At 28.9% G+C, this 15125-nt stretch carries 16 protein-coding genes; 2 read left to right on the plus strand and 14 right to left on the minus strand.

Going from position 1 to position 15125, the window contains the following annotated elements:
- Positions 1-4: 4 nt before the first annotated feature.
- From IPH62_01170 to IPH62_01190, 5 genes are read right to left on the minus strand one after another with little or no spacing between them, the layout of a single operon-like run.
- Positions 5-985 (minus strand): radical SAM protein, encoded by a 981-nt coding sequence (locus tag IPH62_01170; GenBank protein MBK7103880.1) that lies wholly within the window; start codon positions 983-985, stop codon positions 5-7.
- Complete coding sequence (locus tag IPH62_01175; protein MBK7103881.1) at positions 985-2076, minus strand: glycosyltransferase; 1092 nt, start codon at positions 2074-2076, stop codon at positions 985-987. Before IPH62_01175 ends, IPH62_01170 begins: the two co-directional genes overlap by 1 nt.
- Positions 2055-2699: a polysaccharide deacetylase family protein gene (locus tag IPH62_01180; protein ID MBK7103882.1), complete on the minus strand. Its 645-nt coding sequence runs from the start codon at positions 2697-2699 to the stop codon at positions 2055-2057. Before IPH62_01180 ends, IPH62_01175 begins: the two co-directional genes overlap by 22 nt.
- Entirely contained in the window at positions 2696-3826 is a 1131-nt protein-coding gene (locus IPH62_01185) for a glycosyltransferase (GenBank protein ID MBK7103883.1), read from the minus strand. Before IPH62_01185 ends, IPH62_01180 begins: the two co-directional genes overlap by 4 nt.
- Positions 3823-4755 carry a flippase-like domain-containing protein gene (locus IPH62_01190; GenBank protein MBK7103884.1) on the minus strand — a complete coding sequence of 311 codons (933 nt, stop codon included), beginning with the start codon at positions 4753-4755 and terminating at the stop codon, positions 3823-3825. The genes IPH62_01185 and IPH62_01190 overlap by 4 nt, the downstream gene beginning before the upstream one ends.
- 222 nt (positions 4756-4977) lie before the next feature.
- Here IPH62_01190 and bshC point away from each other — a divergent pair, with 222 nt between their 5' ends.
- Complete coding sequence (bshC, locus tag IPH62_01195) at positions 4978-6594, plus strand: bacillithiol biosynthesis cysteine-adding enzyme BshC (protein ID MBK7103885.1); 1617 nt, start codon at positions 4978-4980, stop codon at positions 6592-6594.
- Between the two features lie 2 nt (positions 6595-6596).
- Complete coding sequence (locus IPH62_01200; GenBank protein ID MBK7103886.1) at positions 6597-7259, plus strand: alpha/beta hydrolase; 663 nt, start codon at positions 6597-6599, stop codon at positions 7257-7259.
- A gap of 51 nt (positions 7260-7310) precedes the next feature.
- Here IPH62_01200 and ettA read toward each other — a convergent pair whose 3' ends face one another.
- From ettA to IPH62_01245, 9 genes are all read right to left on the minus strand, one after another.
- Positions 7311-8993 carry an energy-dependent translational throttle protein EttA gene (gene ettA / locus IPH62_01205; protein MBK7103887.1) on the minus strand — a complete coding sequence of 561 codons (1683 nt, stop codon included), beginning with the start codon at positions 8991-8993 and terminating at the stop codon, positions 7311-7313.
- A 142-nt stretch (positions 8994-9135) separates the two neighbouring features.
- Entirely contained in the window at positions 9136-10416 is a 1281-nt protein-coding gene (aroA, locus tag IPH62_01210; protein MBK7103888.1) for a 3-phosphoshikimate 1-carboxyvinyltransferase, read from the minus strand.
- Positions 10413-11003 carry an RNA methyltransferase gene (locus IPH62_01215; protein ID MBK7103889.1) on the minus strand — a complete coding sequence of 197 codons (591 nt, stop codon included), beginning with the start codon at positions 11001-11003 and terminating at the stop codon, positions 10413-10415. Before IPH62_01215 ends, aroA begins: the two co-directional genes overlap by 4 nt.
- Positions 11000-11233 (minus strand): hypothetical protein, encoded by a 234-nt coding sequence (locus IPH62_01220; protein ID MBK7103890.1) that lies wholly within the window; start codon positions 11231-11233, stop codon positions 11000-11002. Before IPH62_01220 ends, IPH62_01215 begins: the two co-directional genes overlap by 4 nt.
- Complete coding sequence (gene deoC / locus IPH62_01225; protein MBK7103891.1) at positions 11233-12102, minus strand: deoxyribose-phosphate aldolase; 870 nt, start codon at positions 12100-12102, stop codon at positions 11233-11235. The genes IPH62_01220 and deoC overlap by 1 nt, the downstream gene beginning before the upstream one ends.
- Before the next feature lie 6 nt (positions 12103-12108).
- Entirely contained in the window at positions 12109-12993 is an 885-nt protein-coding gene (gene folD, locus IPH62_01230; GenBank protein ID MBK7103892.1) for a bifunctional methylenetetrahydrofolate dehydrogenase/methenyltetrahydrofolate cyclohydrolase FolD, read from the minus strand.
- A gap of 23 nt (positions 12994-13016) precedes the next feature.
- Complete coding sequence (locus tag IPH62_01235; protein ID MBK7103893.1) at positions 13017-14003, minus strand: site-specific DNA-methyltransferase; 987 nt, start codon at positions 14001-14003, stop codon at positions 13017-13019.
- Positions 14000-14806: a TIGR00282 family metallophosphoesterase gene (locus IPH62_01240; GenBank protein ID MBK7103894.1), complete on the minus strand. Its 807-nt coding sequence runs from the start codon at positions 14804-14806 to the stop codon at positions 14000-14002. The genes IPH62_01235 and IPH62_01240 overlap by 4 nt, the downstream gene beginning before the upstream one ends.
- A gap of 36 nt (positions 14807-14842) precedes the next feature.
- A complete protein-coding gene (locus tag IPH62_01245) occupies positions 14843-15112 on the minus strand; it encodes a hypothetical protein (GenBank protein MBK7103895.1) in 270 nt (89 codons plus the stop codon).
- Between the last annotated feature and the right edge of the window lie 13 nt (positions 15113-15125).

Below are 15125 nucleotides of genomic sequence, written 5' to 3' on the forward strand. Positions count from 1 at the left end.
AAGTTTAATTTCTAATAATTTTTTTAATTTTTTGTTTTACTAATTTATTGTATCCATATTTAAATTTGGAAGTAACACTTGCCAATCCGTATAAATTTGTTGGGAATGCAAATGATGGTTCAAAATAACAATTAACCGTACAGCCTTGACAAAAATCAAATTTTCCTTCCATCTTTAAAAAATATTTATACTTTTCACTCTGCATAATTTCTTTAATTGGCTTATCAATTTTAATTTTATCATTTTCAAAATGATAGCATGGAAGAATAATTTCATTAAACGGAGAAATTACTATTACTCGTGAAACTGCTTTGCACAAAGGATTTTGAATATTGTTCCCGCCATTTCTTCTCAAAGTTAAAAAGGAAGGATTTATATAAATATCCAACTTTCCATCTATATATTCTTCAATAAAATCCATTGCTTCGTTTGATAAGCCCGGATTTCCAAAATATGAAAACACTGGATTAACCAATAAAACTAAATCTCTTTTTGCAGCTAACTCATGCATCTGAGGAAGTTTTTTATAAGTATCATTTGTAACAGTAAAAAGTATATCCGGAAATTCTCCAATACTTTTTGCAATTTCCACACTTTGCAAAACGGAATTGTAGCAATCAATTTTTCTAATTTTGTTATGTTCTTCTTCATCCGGAGAATCTAAAGAAAAATGGAGCAAGTTTACTTTGCTGGCTAAAGATTCTGCAAACTTTTTATAGAGCAAAGTATTTGTTGTAATGCTGGTTTGCATTCTATAATTTTTTGCGAGTGAAACCATTTCAGCAATATCTTTATTTAGTAAAGGTTCCCCGCCGGTTAAGTCAATAAATTTCACTCCCAATTTTGCCAATTGCAAAATATTATTTCTAAAATCTTCCAATGTTGCATGAGGTGAGTCTTTAAATTTTCCATGTTCCGCAAAATGACAAAATTCGCAAAAGGCATTGCACCTATATGTTACATAGTAGTTGCATAAAAGAAGCATTAAAATTTCCTACCTTTCCACATAACTTTTCTGCTGAATAATAAGTTCACACTTGTTACAATAAAATAAATAGGTACGTAAATTTCAAAAGCAATAAAATTTATAATTTTAAGTTTTAGTTTCAGACTTTTATAAACATTTGAAATCATGAAATAATCTGTAAATAATTTGAATACTAATAAATACAAAGCTATATCTGAATAATTAAATGGAATTAAAAGTGAAAGCAGCATTACAAACATTGCAGTTCCAATTACAATTGCTCCATCGAGTCTGACATTCAATCCGCCAACTGCCCAGCGTTTTTTCTGATGAAAAATTGTTTTAAAATCCAGACAAGGTTTTGAAGTTACCAAACCTTCGGAATCAAGCGGATAAATAATTTTATATTTTTTGTGATCATGAATTGCCATTAATAACTGAAAATCTTCAGTTACGGAAAATGGAATTTTCTCATATCCGCCGACTTCCAAATAAGCAGATTTTCTGTACGACATATTATTTCCAATTGCAGAAATCGGTTTCCAAATATTTATTGAACCGGCTGCGACAATTAGCAAATAGATAAAATCAATATCTTGAACAGCTTCAAAAATATTATCTGATTTTTGATTTGTATAACCACAAACCATTGCAACATCATCTGTGTAATAACTTGCTAAAGTTTTAACCCAATTTGGATTTACAACGCAATCTGCGTCGGTAGTAAAAATTATTTCACCTTTTGCAACTTCAATTCCATTTGCAATTGCTCTCGCCTTTCCAAGTGTTTGTCCATAATTTTTAATTGGCTGAATTAATTTAAATATCGGTTTATCAGTAATATACTTTTCAATTATACTTTTTGTTTGATCATCGGAAAAATCATCGACGAGAATAATTTCTAACTTACCTTCCGGATAAATTAATTTGTTCAATGATTCCAAACATTCGCTTATATTTTTTTCTTCATTTCTTGCTGCCACAATAACGGTGGCGCTTGGAAGATTTTCAACATCAATTTTCTTAAATTGTTTTTTCGCACCAATTGAAATTAAAATTGCTTGAATAAAATAAAGTGAAATGCTAATTATGAAAAGTATTTCAAACATTCAGAAGGTTTTCCAATTTGATATTTTTTATTTGCCGATTCTTCCACAATAATATTTATCGAATCTAAAATTATATCTTTTGATTTATTGCTATCGTGCAAAACTATTATTGAGTTTTGTATTAAATATTTTTCTACGGCAAATTTAACAATATTTAAATCATTTTTGTAATCAAATGTGAGAAGAGACCAAAGCACATTTCTGAGATGAAATGAATTAAGAATTTTTTTTGTACGAAAATCAAATCTTCCGTGCGGAGGTCTGAAATATTTTATTTTATAATCAAATTTTTCCAAAGCATATTTTTGTACTAAATTTATCGAAGAATGAATTTCCGAAGAATTTAATTTTGTAATTTTCTGATGTTTCAAAGTATGATTACCAATTTCGTGACCTTCATTCATAATTTCTTTTGCTAAAGAATTATACTTCTGAAGATTTTCACCTACGCAAAAAAATATTGATTTAATATTATTTTTCTGTAATTCTTTCAAAATAATTTCTGTTGTATTAGGATTTGGTCCATCATCAAAAGTGATTAATATTTTTGATATTTGAGAATTCCATTGGAAATCAGAAAAAATATTTTTTACTAAACTTGGCGGATTATATTTCCATTTCATCTTTTTATTTTTCTGCCTTTCCATTCGTAGTTGCCGAATAATCCGGAAATTCCCGCAAATATTATATATGGTATGTGTAAAATTTCTGCAAGAATAAATAATTTCAAATTAACTTTTTTGAATAAATCTATTGATTCTTTTCGCATTATTTGATTTTCAGTTATGACTTTAAAAAGAAAACTAAAAATAAAACTCACAAAAAATAATTTGTTAAAAAATAATCCAAGTAAAAACTGAATTAGAAAACTTAAATAAAACAAATAGATTAAAGCCAGCATAAACGTGATTGATTTTTTAACATAATAAAAACTTTTACTTGACCAACGTTTTCTCTGACTGATAAAATCTTTAAAAGTTGAATTTGGATTTGTATAACTAATTGCATTTTTATCAAAACAAAACTTGATTTTATAATCTGTTTGTGATGATATTTTCTGCATTAAAAATTCATCATCGCCGGAAGATAAATTTAAATTATCTTCATAACCATTAACTAATTTGAAAACTGATTTTCTAAAACCAAGGTTTGCGGCATTGCAAATTATTGGTTCTTTAATTCCAATTAAAGCTGCGCCAACAATAATCAAACTCGAGAATTCTAACCTTTGCATTTTTGAAAATAATTCTTCATCATCAATAAATTCAACCGGACCGGAAACAAAAGCTGTCTCCGAATCAAATTTATTAATCATTGTTTTTAGCCAATTTCTTCCGTGAATACAATCAGCATCAGTTGTTATAATAATTTCACCTTTTGCTAATTCTATTGCCTTTGTTAACGCAAGTTTTTTATGTGCGCGATTTGCTAAACTTGAATCTGATTTTATGATTTTTACATTTTCAGAAGTAATTGAATTGTTTAATATTTCAAAAGATTTATCATCAGAATTATCATCAATATAAATAATTTCATATTGGTTTTTAGGAACTGATTGTGACTCAATACTTAACAAACTTTTTAAAATATTTTTTTCTTCATTTCTAAAAGGAATTATTACGCTGATAAATTCTTGATTTTCATTTTCAGCTAAATCATTTTTAACAATTCTAATTCCATCAACAATCTTAACTAAAAAGACTAAATAATATAATCCCAGTAAAGCAAATATTAAAAAGAGAATTATCATTTATTTTTTTTGATAAGTAAGAATAAACCAATTATAGATGGGATGAGAAGATTAAATAGAAATAAAAATATTGCGGAATTAAATCCTACCGCTTTTGATAAACCCATTTTTGTTAAAACTAAAATTGATGAACTTTCTCTAATTCCCAAATCGGCAAAAGAAATAAAAGATAAAACACTTTTTACAAACATTACTAAAGTTCCGGCCCAGAATGAAAAAATTAAATTTCCGCCGTTATTAAAAGCCAAAACTAAAAGTGCATATTGGAAAATGTATAGAAAATAAAAAAAGATGGAGTACATAATTAATTTTTGCAAACTTTTTTTTCCAATTTCCTTTACATATCTAAGCTCAACAAATAAGTTTTTAAAAAACAAAAATTTTTCTTTAAGATAATTAACAAATTTACTTGATCGTTTAATTCCTTTAACAAAATAAAATATTGAAATAACTGATAAAATAAAAAACACAAATGCAAGAGCTGCAAATTCAGATGAATAATAATTGTATAAAAATATTATCAATGTTATTGATCCAATAAAAAGTACTAAAATTAATGATGTAAATTTTTCAATAACTGTTGCTATTGTAACTTTCATTAATCCAATATTCTCAAAAGCTAATTTACGACCAACATATTCACCAATACGCACCGGGGTTGCAATTCCGCCGCTGAATCCATAAAACAATGAAAGCCAGATTTTATTTTTATCTTTCATTCCTAACAGTGAATTACATACTATTTCCCATTTAAGAAATTGCATATAAATATTTAGAAAGCTTAACAAAAAAACAACGAGAATTATTACTTTATTCGATTTTTTCATCGCCAAAATAATTGAATTATAATTTACATATTCAATCAAATAGACCAATAATATTAAGGCTATACTTATTTTAGCAATTAGTTTAAATTTATTTTTTAACATCACATTTTAAGCTATTTGAGAACTTGATTTTACCAGAACAACTATATTATTATTATCAAAACTAAATTTTAATTTAGTTAAATAAGAAGCAAAATAAAAGAATTCTAATCACAGAACGAATTGCAAAATTTATATTTTCTAAAAATGGAATTATTAAATACCTGTAAAACAAACTTTAAGATTATTATTTTTATAATTACAATGTTATAAATTGGAGAAATAATGCAAGTTGATTTTAGTCAAATTCCTGGAATGAGCGAACTTTATATTGATTATGTAAATGATTTTGAAAAAGTCAAAAATTTTTATGAGATAAATTTTAGAGATGAGAATTTTTATGAAAAGATTTTCAACAATATTAAAAATAGAAACGGAAATGAAATTGTTGAAATTATAAAAAAACAATACAATAATTTCTCAGCATCGGAAAAAACAAAATCCAATATTGAATTGCTGAAGAAAGAGAATACGATTGCCGTTTTTACCGGTCAGCAGCTTGGCTTATTTGGCGGTCCACTTTATACAATTTATAAAATTTTTACAGCAATAAAATTAAGTGAATATCTAAATGAGAAATTTAAAGATCACAATTTTATTCCTATTTTTTGGATGGCTGGCGACGATCATGATTTTGAGGAAATTGCAAATTTAAAACTTCTTAATAATGAAAATGAAATTGAGACAATTTTATATAATGATAAGATTCTAAATGAGGAAAATAATGGAAGCGTTGGTTCGTTAAAATTTTCAGACTCAATAAATGATTTTAATAATAGAATTATAAATTCTTTACGCCAAACTGAATTTATAAAGGAAGTTATAGATTTTTCGAAAGAAGTTTTTGATCGAAATCTAACAATTGCAGAATCTTTCTTTAAATTCATTCACAAAATTTTTGATGAAACCGGATTAGTAATTTTTAATCCGCAAGATAAAGAAGTAAAAAAATTATTAATTCCAATCTTTCGCAAAGAACTAACCGATTATAAAATTCACACAAAAGATATTTTGTTAAGAAGTGTTGAACTTGACGAAAATTATCATTCACAAGTAAAAGTAAAACCTATAAATTTATTTTTCTCTGATGAAACCGGAAGACATTTAATTGAACCAATTGAAGATGAATTTAGACTTAAAGGAAAAAGAAAAAGAATTACAAGCACAGAGATTTTCAATTTACTTGAAGAAAAGCCGGAATGTTTTAGTCCGAATGTTTTGTTGCGACCAATTTGTGAAGATTACCTTTTCCCAACCGGTTTTTATGTAGCTGGTCCCGGTGAAATAAATTATTATGCACAAGCAATTCCGCTATATAAACATTTTAATTTACAGCATCCGTTTATTTTTCCGCGCGCTTCGGCAACAATTTTAGAAAGCAATATTGCAAAAATATTAATGAAGTATAATGTAAGTACTGCACAATTTTTTGGTGATTTTCAAAAACTAATAGATGAAATTTTAAATAATATTTCTGATAACAGTATTGAAAAAATGTTTACTGATGCTTCAGAAAATATTCAAAACATTTTGAATAATTTATCAAATTCATTAGAAACAATTGATAAAACCTTGAGCGATTCTTCAAAAAATGCTTCCGAGAAAATTATTCATCAACTTGAAATTCTAAAATCAAAATCTCTTAAATCGCAAGAAGTTAAATTTGAAGCTACAATAAGACAGCTTAAAAAAGCAAAAAATAATATTTACCCAAATGATAATCTGCAAGAAAGAGAATTGGGAATTATAAATTTTATAAACAAATACGGATTTGATTTTTTCGATTGGCTATACAATGAATTGGATATTCATGAATTCAAACATCAAATTCTTGAATTGTAATAATGGATAAAAATCAATATTCACTATACTTTATTCCCGGCTTATGTTTTGATAAGAGAATTTTTGAAAATCTTAATTTAAATTCACAAAAAATTACTTATCTAAATTGGATTGAACCAAGAATAAAAGAGTCACTTTCAAATTATGTTGAACGAATAACACAACAAATTAGTAATAATGAAAATAAAATAATTTTAATCGGACATTCATTTGGCGGAATTGTTGTTCAAGAAATTTCTAAAATAATTAATGTTGAAAAAGTAATTATCATTTCAAGCATAAAACTTAGTAAGGAAAAACCCTTTTCTTTATTGATGTTTAAGCACTTACCAGTTTATAAATTGTTTAATAAAAAATTGGTTTTAAAAACTTTTCCTTTGTGGGCAAATCTATTTGGATATAATTCAGATAAAGGTAAAACACTTTTTATTAATATGTTAAATAACTGCACTGATAATTATTTTAGATGGGCATTTGATAAAATCGTTAATTGGGAAAATGAAAAAATAATTCACCCAAATTTATTTCATATTCACGGAACAAATGATAAAACATTTCCAATTAAATTAATTTCAAATCCAATTATTGTTGAAGATGGAAGTCACTTTATGGTAAACTCTAAAGCAGAAGATTTAAGTAAAATTTTAAATGAATTGATTGTTTAAAAAGATACGATCTTTCTAAAAGATCGCATCTTTAATTATATTCAAACGGAATTATCTAACCAACTTTTTATATTTTATTCTTTGCGGAATATCAGCAGCAGAACCTAATCTTTCCTTTTTATTTTCTTCATAATCTGAAAAGTTTCCTTCAAACCAAACAACTTGACTATTTCCTTCAAATGCTAAAATGTGTGTACAGATTCTATCCAAAAACCATCTATCGTGACTAATAACAACTGAGCAGCCGGCAAAATTTAATAAGCCTTCTTCCAAAGCCCGCATTGTATTTACGTCTAAATCGTTTGTAGGTTCATCCAACAAAATTACATTTGCACCTTCTTTCAAAACTCTTGCTAAGTGAACTCTGTTTCTTTCACCTCCGGAAAGAACTCCAACTTTTTTCTGTTGATCGCCTCCGGCAAAATTAAATTGCCCCACATAAGCGCGAGAATTCATTTCTCTGTTTCCTAATTTAATAATATCAGAGCCTTCAGAAATAATTTCCCAAACTGATTTATCACTTTTTAAAACATCTCTGCTTTGATCAACATAAGCTAGCTTAACGGTTTCGCCAATTTTAAAATTTCCCGAATCAGCATTTTCTTGTTCAATAATCATTCTAAATAAAGTTGTTTTTCCGGCACCATTAGTACCAATTACTCCAACAATTCCTCCTGGAGGAAGCGAAAAATTTAAATTTTCAAAAAGTAATTTCTCACCAAACGATTTTGAAACATTTTCTGCTTGAATTACAACATTCCCTAATCTTGGTCCGGCTGGAATATAAATTTCAAGTTCTTTCTGGGCTTGTTCTTTTTCATCCTTCAACATATTTTCATAAGAAGTAATTCTAGCTTTGGATTTTGCTTGTCTTCCTCTTGGCGACATTTTAATCCAATCTAATTCGCGTTGTAAAGTTTTTTGTCGTTCAGTTTCTTTTTTCTCTTCAAGCTTTAATTTATTTTGTTTTTGTTCAAGCCAAGAAGAGTAATTTCCTTTCCACGGAATTCCTTCTCCTCTATCTAACTCCAATATCCATCCGGCAACATTATCAAGAAAATATCTATCGTGAGTTACCGCAATTACAGTTCCGGGATAACGATTTAATTCAGATTCAAGCCATAATACAGTTTCGGCATCAAGATGGTTTGTTGGTTCATCCAATAGAAGAATATCGGGCTTCTTCAATAATAATCGGCATAAAGCAACTCTTCTTTTTTCACCGCCGGAAAGTACTTTAATTGATGTTTCTCCTGGAGGGCAACCTAATGCATTCATCGCCATATCTAATCGCGAGTCTAAATCCCACGCATTCATAGAATCTAATTTATCTTGAACTTTTCCTTGCTTTTCGAGCAATTCAGTCATTTCATCTTCGGTCATTTCTTCAGCAAATTTTGCATTAATATCATCATATTGTTTCAAAGTATCTACAATTTCTTGTACTCCCTCTTCAACAATTTGTTTTACGGTTTTTGTTTCATCAAGTTGCGGTTCTTGTTCAAGCAATCCAATTGTATAGCCGGGAGAAACTGCTGTTTCTCCGTTAAATTCTTTATCAACTCCGGCAAGAATTTTTAGAAGTGAACTTTTACCAGATCCGTTTAGACCAAGAACTCCAATTTTAGCACCGTAGAAATAAGAAAGATAAATATTTTTAAGTATAACTTTTTTATCATAATATTTACTCACGCCAATCATTGAGTAAATTACTTTTTTATCATCAACACTCATTTATTCTCCGTAAAAACTTTTTCTGATTTTTTTATTTTTTTCTTACTCTTAATCATAATCTTATTCTTACTCTTAATTTTATTTTAGGTTTATTACTCTCAGATTAAGATTATGATTAAGAGTAAGATTAAGAAGTTCATAATTATAAATTACTTATACTCTTTAATTGATTTATGAAATCCGGATTTGAAACAGCTACGCAATCAAAATTATCAATCGTAAAATCTCCTTCAATTATGGATGACAAAATTGCAAACGACATTGCAATTCTATGATCTCCATAACTATCAAAAGTTGCTGTTTTATTTGTAATATTTCCGTGAACTGCAAATCCGTCTTCAAATTCATCAACTTGTAATCCCAACTTTTCCAAATTTCTGCATATTGAATTTATTCTATCACTTTCTTTTGTACGCAATTCCTTAACTTCGGAAATTTCAAAATCACCATTTGCAAAAATTCCCGCAATGGTAAGTATTGGTATTTCATCAATAATATTAGGAATTATTTCTTCATCGAATTCAACATTTGTTAATTCTGCACTTTTAATAATTAAATCACCTCTTAATTCACCGTTAAGTTCACTAATATTTTCAGCAGAAATATTTGCGCCCATTGCATCCAACACAGAAATAATTCCAGTTCGAGTTTCATTTAATGAAACTCCCGTAATTTTTAATTCGGAATTTTTTACTAGGCTTGCCAAAACAATAAAGAAAGCTGCAGTTGAAATATCAGATGGAACTTTATACTCCGAGGCAACCGGATATTTATCTAATGAAGAATAAATTGTTTTAATATTTCCTTCTTGAATTACTTTTAAACCCAACATTTTTTCTGTGTGATCTCTTGTTTCAACATCTTCTACAACAACAGTTTCTTCATCCAAATACAAACCAGCTAACAAAATACAGCTCTTAACTTGCGCACTTGCAATTGGTAACTCATAATGAATTGGTCTTAAATATTCTGTTGGTTTTATTATTAGCGGAAGACAATTATTATTTCCGGAAATGTTTGCACCCATTTGTCTTAGCGGAGTTATTATTCTTTTCATCGGACGCTTGGATAAAGATTCATCACCGATAATTGTAGTTGGAAATTTTTGTGCAGCCAAAATTCCGGCAATTAATCTTGTTGTTGTTCCGGAGTTTCCTAAATCAAGTTCACTTTCCGGTTCGGTCAATCCGCTGAAACCGTTGCCCCAAACAATAATTTTATCTTTTTCAATATCGAATTTGGTTCCCATATTTCTGAATGCGCTAATTGTAGAATTAACATCATCTGACATTAAGCAATTATAAATTTCCGATTCACCATCGGCAAGCGCAGAAAACATAACTGCTCTATGCGAAATTGATTTATCGCCGGGTAAAATTAAAGTACCATTAATATTTTTTATTTTTTTGAATTGCTGATTCATTTGTTGCACCAAACATTAATTAAATTTTCTAACTGGTTATTTGTAAGTTCACTTTTTTCATACATTTTTTTATTTGTTCTCTGTCTTTGAGCTTCATATAAAATTACAGCCGCTGCAACAGATACATTTAAACTTTGAATCATTCCGTGCATTGGAATATAAATTTTTTTATCAACTAACTTTGCAATTTCATCCGAAATTCCACGATGTTCATTTCCCATAATTATCGCAACTTTATTTGTGAAATCAACCTCATAAATACTTTCGGCATTTTCAGATAAAATACTTCCGTAAATTTCAAAACCATCCGATTTCAATTTATTTATACAATCTTCAACTGAATCATATCTATTTTGCTCTATCCATTTTTTTGAAGAAGCAGAAGTTATTTTACTAATTTTGGGAAATGTTTCAAATGTATAAATTAGATCAACTTCCGGAATTCCAACAGCATCACAAGTTCTAAATATTGCACTAACATTATGCGGATCATGAATATTTTCAAGAACAACTCGTAAGGAAAATTGCCTTTCCGTTAAAACTTTTTCAATTTTTTTTAATCTCTTTTCTGTTTTGAATTCTTTCACGGAAGGTCTTTATTAAAAACTAATTTGTAAACTGTTTTGAATTTATTTCCACGAGCTTTATCAATATTAATTTTAGAATCTGAATCAAGATTTAAGTAGTATTTTAAAAGTTCAATTGATTTTTCAATAACTTCATCTTCTTGATGCGCCCAACATTCACATCCTTTTATTGAAGGAATTTCAGCGGTAAAACCATCATCAGATTTAATTGTAACTAAATCTAAAACCACTAATATTCTTCTGATTTAGATTTATCACCGGAAACAATTTTTACACTTGCGCTTGCACCAATTCTATCGGCGCCGCTTTTAATCATTAATTCTGCATCTTCTAAAGTTCTAACTCCGCCGGAAGCTTTTACTCCAACTGAAGAACCTACAACAAATCTCATTAGCGCAATATCTCCGGCAGTTGCGCCGCCTTTGCTAAATCCCGTTGAAGTTTTAACAAAATCTGCTTTTGCTTGTTTACTAATTATACAAGCTTTCACTTTTTCTTCATCAGTTAAAAGTGCGGTTTCAAATATAACTTTACAAACTGCATTTTTTCTTTTTACAGAAAGCACAACTTGATTTATATCATTAAAAACATATTCATAATCACCGGCTTTTAATTTGCCGATATTAATTACCATATCAATTTCTTCTGCACCGTTATTTAATGCTTCTTCGGCTTCAGCTCTCTTTGTCAAAGTTGTTGTAGCTCCAAGTGGAAATCCGATAACCGTACAAACTTTTACTTGAGTTCCGAATAATAATTTACTACAAAGTGGAACATAACTTGGGTTTATACAAACGCTTGCGAAATTATATGTTTTTGCTTCTTCGCAAAGAGTTGTAATTTCTTGAGGAGTAGCTTCCGGCTTAAGCATTGTGTGATCAATCATTCGTGCTAAAGAAATATCTTTTAGTTCCGTTCCAATTCCTTTACCGGCAGAAATTCTTTCAGCACCATTTTCAACAATTTTATTTATTGCTGTTGGCTGATCAACAATATTTCTTTCCCAACCTTTGCAAGTATCTCCAACACAATAAAAATCGTGTAGAGCTTTTTCTGTAAATACTTGATTTACAATTTTATCAATAATATTTTCTTTCATAAAATACTAATTTGAATTTTCCTTTAATGAATATGCTTTGAATGTATTACTTAAAAGCATTGCAATTGTCATTGGTCCAACTCCGCCGGGAACCGGAGTTATAAAAGATGCTTTTTCAGATACTTCTGCAAAATCAACATCTCCAACTAACCTATATCCATTTTTACTATTTTGATCTTCAATACGATTTATGCCAACATCAATTATTACAACATTTTCTTTAACCATTTCTTTTGTAATAAAATTTGCCTTTCCAATTGCAGCAATTAAAATATCTGCTTGTTTTGTGTAAACGGAAATATCTTTTGCAGCAGAATGACAAATTGTTACAATTGAATTTGCACCATCTTCTTTTTGTAACATTAAATTTGCAATTGGTTTTCCAACTATATTACTTCTACCAACTACAACAACATGTTTTCCCTTTGTTTCAATTCCGTATCTTTTTATTAATTCCATAATTCCAAAAGGCGTGCAAGATTTAAAAGTATCTTTTCCGATTACTAATTTTCCAACGCTGATTGGGTGAAATCCATCAACATCTTTTTGCGGATTTATGGTCTCAATAATTTTATCTTCATCAATATGTTTTGGCAACGGAAGCTGAACAAGTATTCCGTGAAAATAATCATCATTATTGTATTGTTCAATAATTTTTAATAATTCATCTTGACTAACATTTTCATCTAATTTTTCAAGTTTGGAATTCATTCCAATTTCTGCGCAAGCTTTTATTTTGCTGTTTACATAAACTTTTGATGCCGGATTTTCACCAACTAAAATTGTAATCAAGCCGGGAACTTTTTTCCCTTTTTCTTTCAGAGAATCAATTTTCAATTTTAATTCTTCTCTAATTTCTGCAGATGTTTTTTTTCCGTCAATAATTTGCATTTTCAGTAATTACCTATTTCAACTTAATCTTTTATTTCTAAATTATAATTTTCTATTAAATAATTTTTCAATTCGGCATTTTCTAAAATTTCATTTTCAAAAGGATTAGAATTCTGCCATCCTAATTTACCAGACTTTCTAAATCTTTCCAATCTTCTAATTGCAATTTCACAATAAATTGGATCTATATCAATCGAAATTGATCTTCTGTTTAATTTTTCGGCAGCCAAAGTTGTTGTTCCGGAATGAGCAAAAAAATCAATTACCAAATCATTTTCTTTGCTCGAAACTTCAATAATTCGTTCAAAAGCTTTTAATGGTTTTTGAACGAAACATCCGTTTACATTTTCTTCGCGAAGATAAAAAACTTGCTGAATATCAATCCACACATTTCCCGCACGAATTTTATCAGATTTGCTTCTTTCAATATTTTCCGTAATGCTTCCGTTAATTTCTTTATAGTAACCTTTTACAGCTTTGGGAATATCCGTATAAACTTTTTCAATATTAAAAATCGGTTCACCTTTTACATAATATAATAATTCTTGCCGAACCGACATCCAATTTTTTTGAGTTCCGTAACCGCGCTGATTACGCATTGTAATAAAACTTCTTGATTTGAATTCTGATTCTTTCATCATTAAAATAAATTCTGCGAAAGGTTCAAAATGATTTTTTTGATCTGCGCCGAGCCAAATATAAAGTGATGAATTTTCATCTAAAATTTTATCCGAAATATTTATCCACTTTTTACACCATTTTACAAAAGTTTGAGAATCCCATTTTTCAAACGCAATCATATTATACGGCGGATCATGAACGGCAAGCTGCGATTTATTATTCCCGAAAAGTTTATAAATTGAATTTTCATCAATTGCATCTAAACAAGCAATTTTATGTTTTCCAATTGGATCTTCCCAAAATTCTCCGGTTTTTAATCTGCAAAATTTTTGGAGATAATTTTTTAAAATTGGATCTTTATCAATTCTTGGAAGCGGAAAATTTTTCATTCCTTTGAAATTTTTGTTTCGAATTCTGGAATTAAAATTCTCTCAATTTCAACAGTTTTTCCGGTTTCAATATTTACTTTTGCAAAAATTCCGCATAAATGATTGTTCTCAGTTGCTGTTTGATATTTTTGTGGGGTTTGTAAAATAAATCTGTTAATTGCAGCTTCGGTTTTCATTCCAATTACGGAATCGTACGGTCCGGTCATTCCGGAATCTGTAATATATCCCAAACCTTTTGGAAAAATTCTTTCATCCGCTGTTTGAATATGAGTATGAGTTCCGACAAAAACACTTGCTTTTCCATCAACATGATTTGCCAAAGCCAATTTTTCTGCCGTTGCTTCAGCATGAAAATCTATAAAAATTACTTTTGTTTCTTGCGCTAATTTGCTTAAAATCCATTCTGAAGATCTAAACGGACAATCAATCGTAGCCATAAAAGTTCTACCTTGAAGATTTACAACTGCGGCTTTTCCTTTTTTTGTTTCGACAATTATATAACCGTTTCCGTAAGTTCCTTTTGGATAATTTAACGGACGAAGTGCGCGTTTTTCTGTCTTTAAATATTCTTGCGATTGATGTTTATCCCAAGTATGATTTCCGCCGGTTAAAACATTTGCACCTAAGTTGAATAAAATTTGTCCCTCAGTTTCAGTGCATCCTTTACCATCCGACGCATTTTCTGCATTAACAATAACCAAATCTGCTTTGTATTTTTTTATTAAACTTGGCAGCCACATTGTTGCAATATCCATTCCCGGTTTTCCAACAATATCGCCAATAAATAAAATATTTAAATCCATAATCTCCAACTTATATAAAGTAACATTTTTTCCAAATTATTTTCTTAAATTAATTTCTGCTAAAGCATGTAATTTATATTCGCGAATTTTATCATTCAATAATTGAGAAATTTCTCGTTTTCTTACATCTAATTCCATATGACTCATTTCTTCTAAGCCATCTTCAGATGCTTTTCGGTAAGCGTGTTTTTCAACTTCATAATCTAATAGAACTCTCAAAAGTGCATTATTATCTATTAATTGCTGAAGAACAGCTTTATTATATTCGCCGATATTATCAAATTCCAAGGGAATATTATCTGCCATAAAAAAACTCCAA

The sequence above is a fragment of the Ignavibacteriota bacterium genome (assembly GCA_016708125.1).
Classification (GTDB): Bacteria; Bacteroidota; Ignavibacteria; order Ignavibacteriales; family Melioribacteraceae.

Coding starts and splice junctions, on each gene's coding strand:
- IPH62_01170 (MBK7103880.1), bottom strand. CDS start 985: ATGCTTCTTTTATGCAACTACTATGTAACATATAGGTGCAATGCCTTT.
- IPH62_01175 (MBK7103881.1), bottom strand. CDS start 2,076: ATGTTTGAAATACTTTTCATAATTAGCATTTCACTTTATTTTATTCAA.
- IPH62_01180 (MBK7103882.1), bottom strand. CDS start 2,699: ATGAAATGGAAATATAATCCGCCAAGTTTAGTAAAAAATATTTTTTCT.
- IPH62_01185 (MBK7103883.1), bottom strand. CDS start 3,826: ATGATAATTCTCTTTTTAATATTTGCTTTACTGGGATTATATTATTTA.
- IPH62_01190 (MBK7103884.1), bottom strand. CDS start 4,755: ATGTTAAAAAATAAATTTAAACTAATTGCTAAAATAAGTATAGCCTTA.
- bshC (MBK7103885.1), top strand. CDS start 4,978: ATGCAAGTTGATTTTAGTCAAATTCCTGGAATGAGCGAACTTTATATT.
- IPH62_01200 (MBK7103886.1), top strand. CDS start 6,597: ATGGATAAAAATCAATATTCACTATACTTTATTCCCGGCTTATGTTTT.
- ettA (MBK7103887.1), bottom strand. CDS start 8,993: ATGAGTGTTGATGATAAAAAAGTAATTTACTCAATGATTGGCGTGAGT.
- aroA (MBK7103888.1), bottom strand. CDS start 10,416: ATGAATCAGCAATTCAAAAAAATAAAAAATATTAATGGTACTTTAATT.
- deoC (MBK7103891.1), bottom strand. CDS start 12,102: ATGAAAGAAAATATTATTGATAAAATTGTAAATCAAGTATTTACAGAA.
- folD (MBK7103892.1), bottom strand. CDS start 12,993: ATGCAAATTATTGACGGAAAAAAAACATCTGCAGAAATTAGAGAAGAA.
- IPH62_01235 (MBK7103893.1), bottom strand. CDS start 14,003: ATGAAAAATTTTCCGCTTCCAAGAATTGATAAAGATCCAATTTTAAAA.
- IPH62_01240 (MBK7103894.1), bottom strand. CDS start 14,806: ATGGATTTAAATATTTTATTTATTGGCGATATTGTTGGAAAACCGGGA.
- IPH62_01245 (MBK7103895.1), bottom strand. CDS start 15,112: ATGGCAGATAATATTCCCTTGGAATTTGATAATATCGGCGAATATAAT.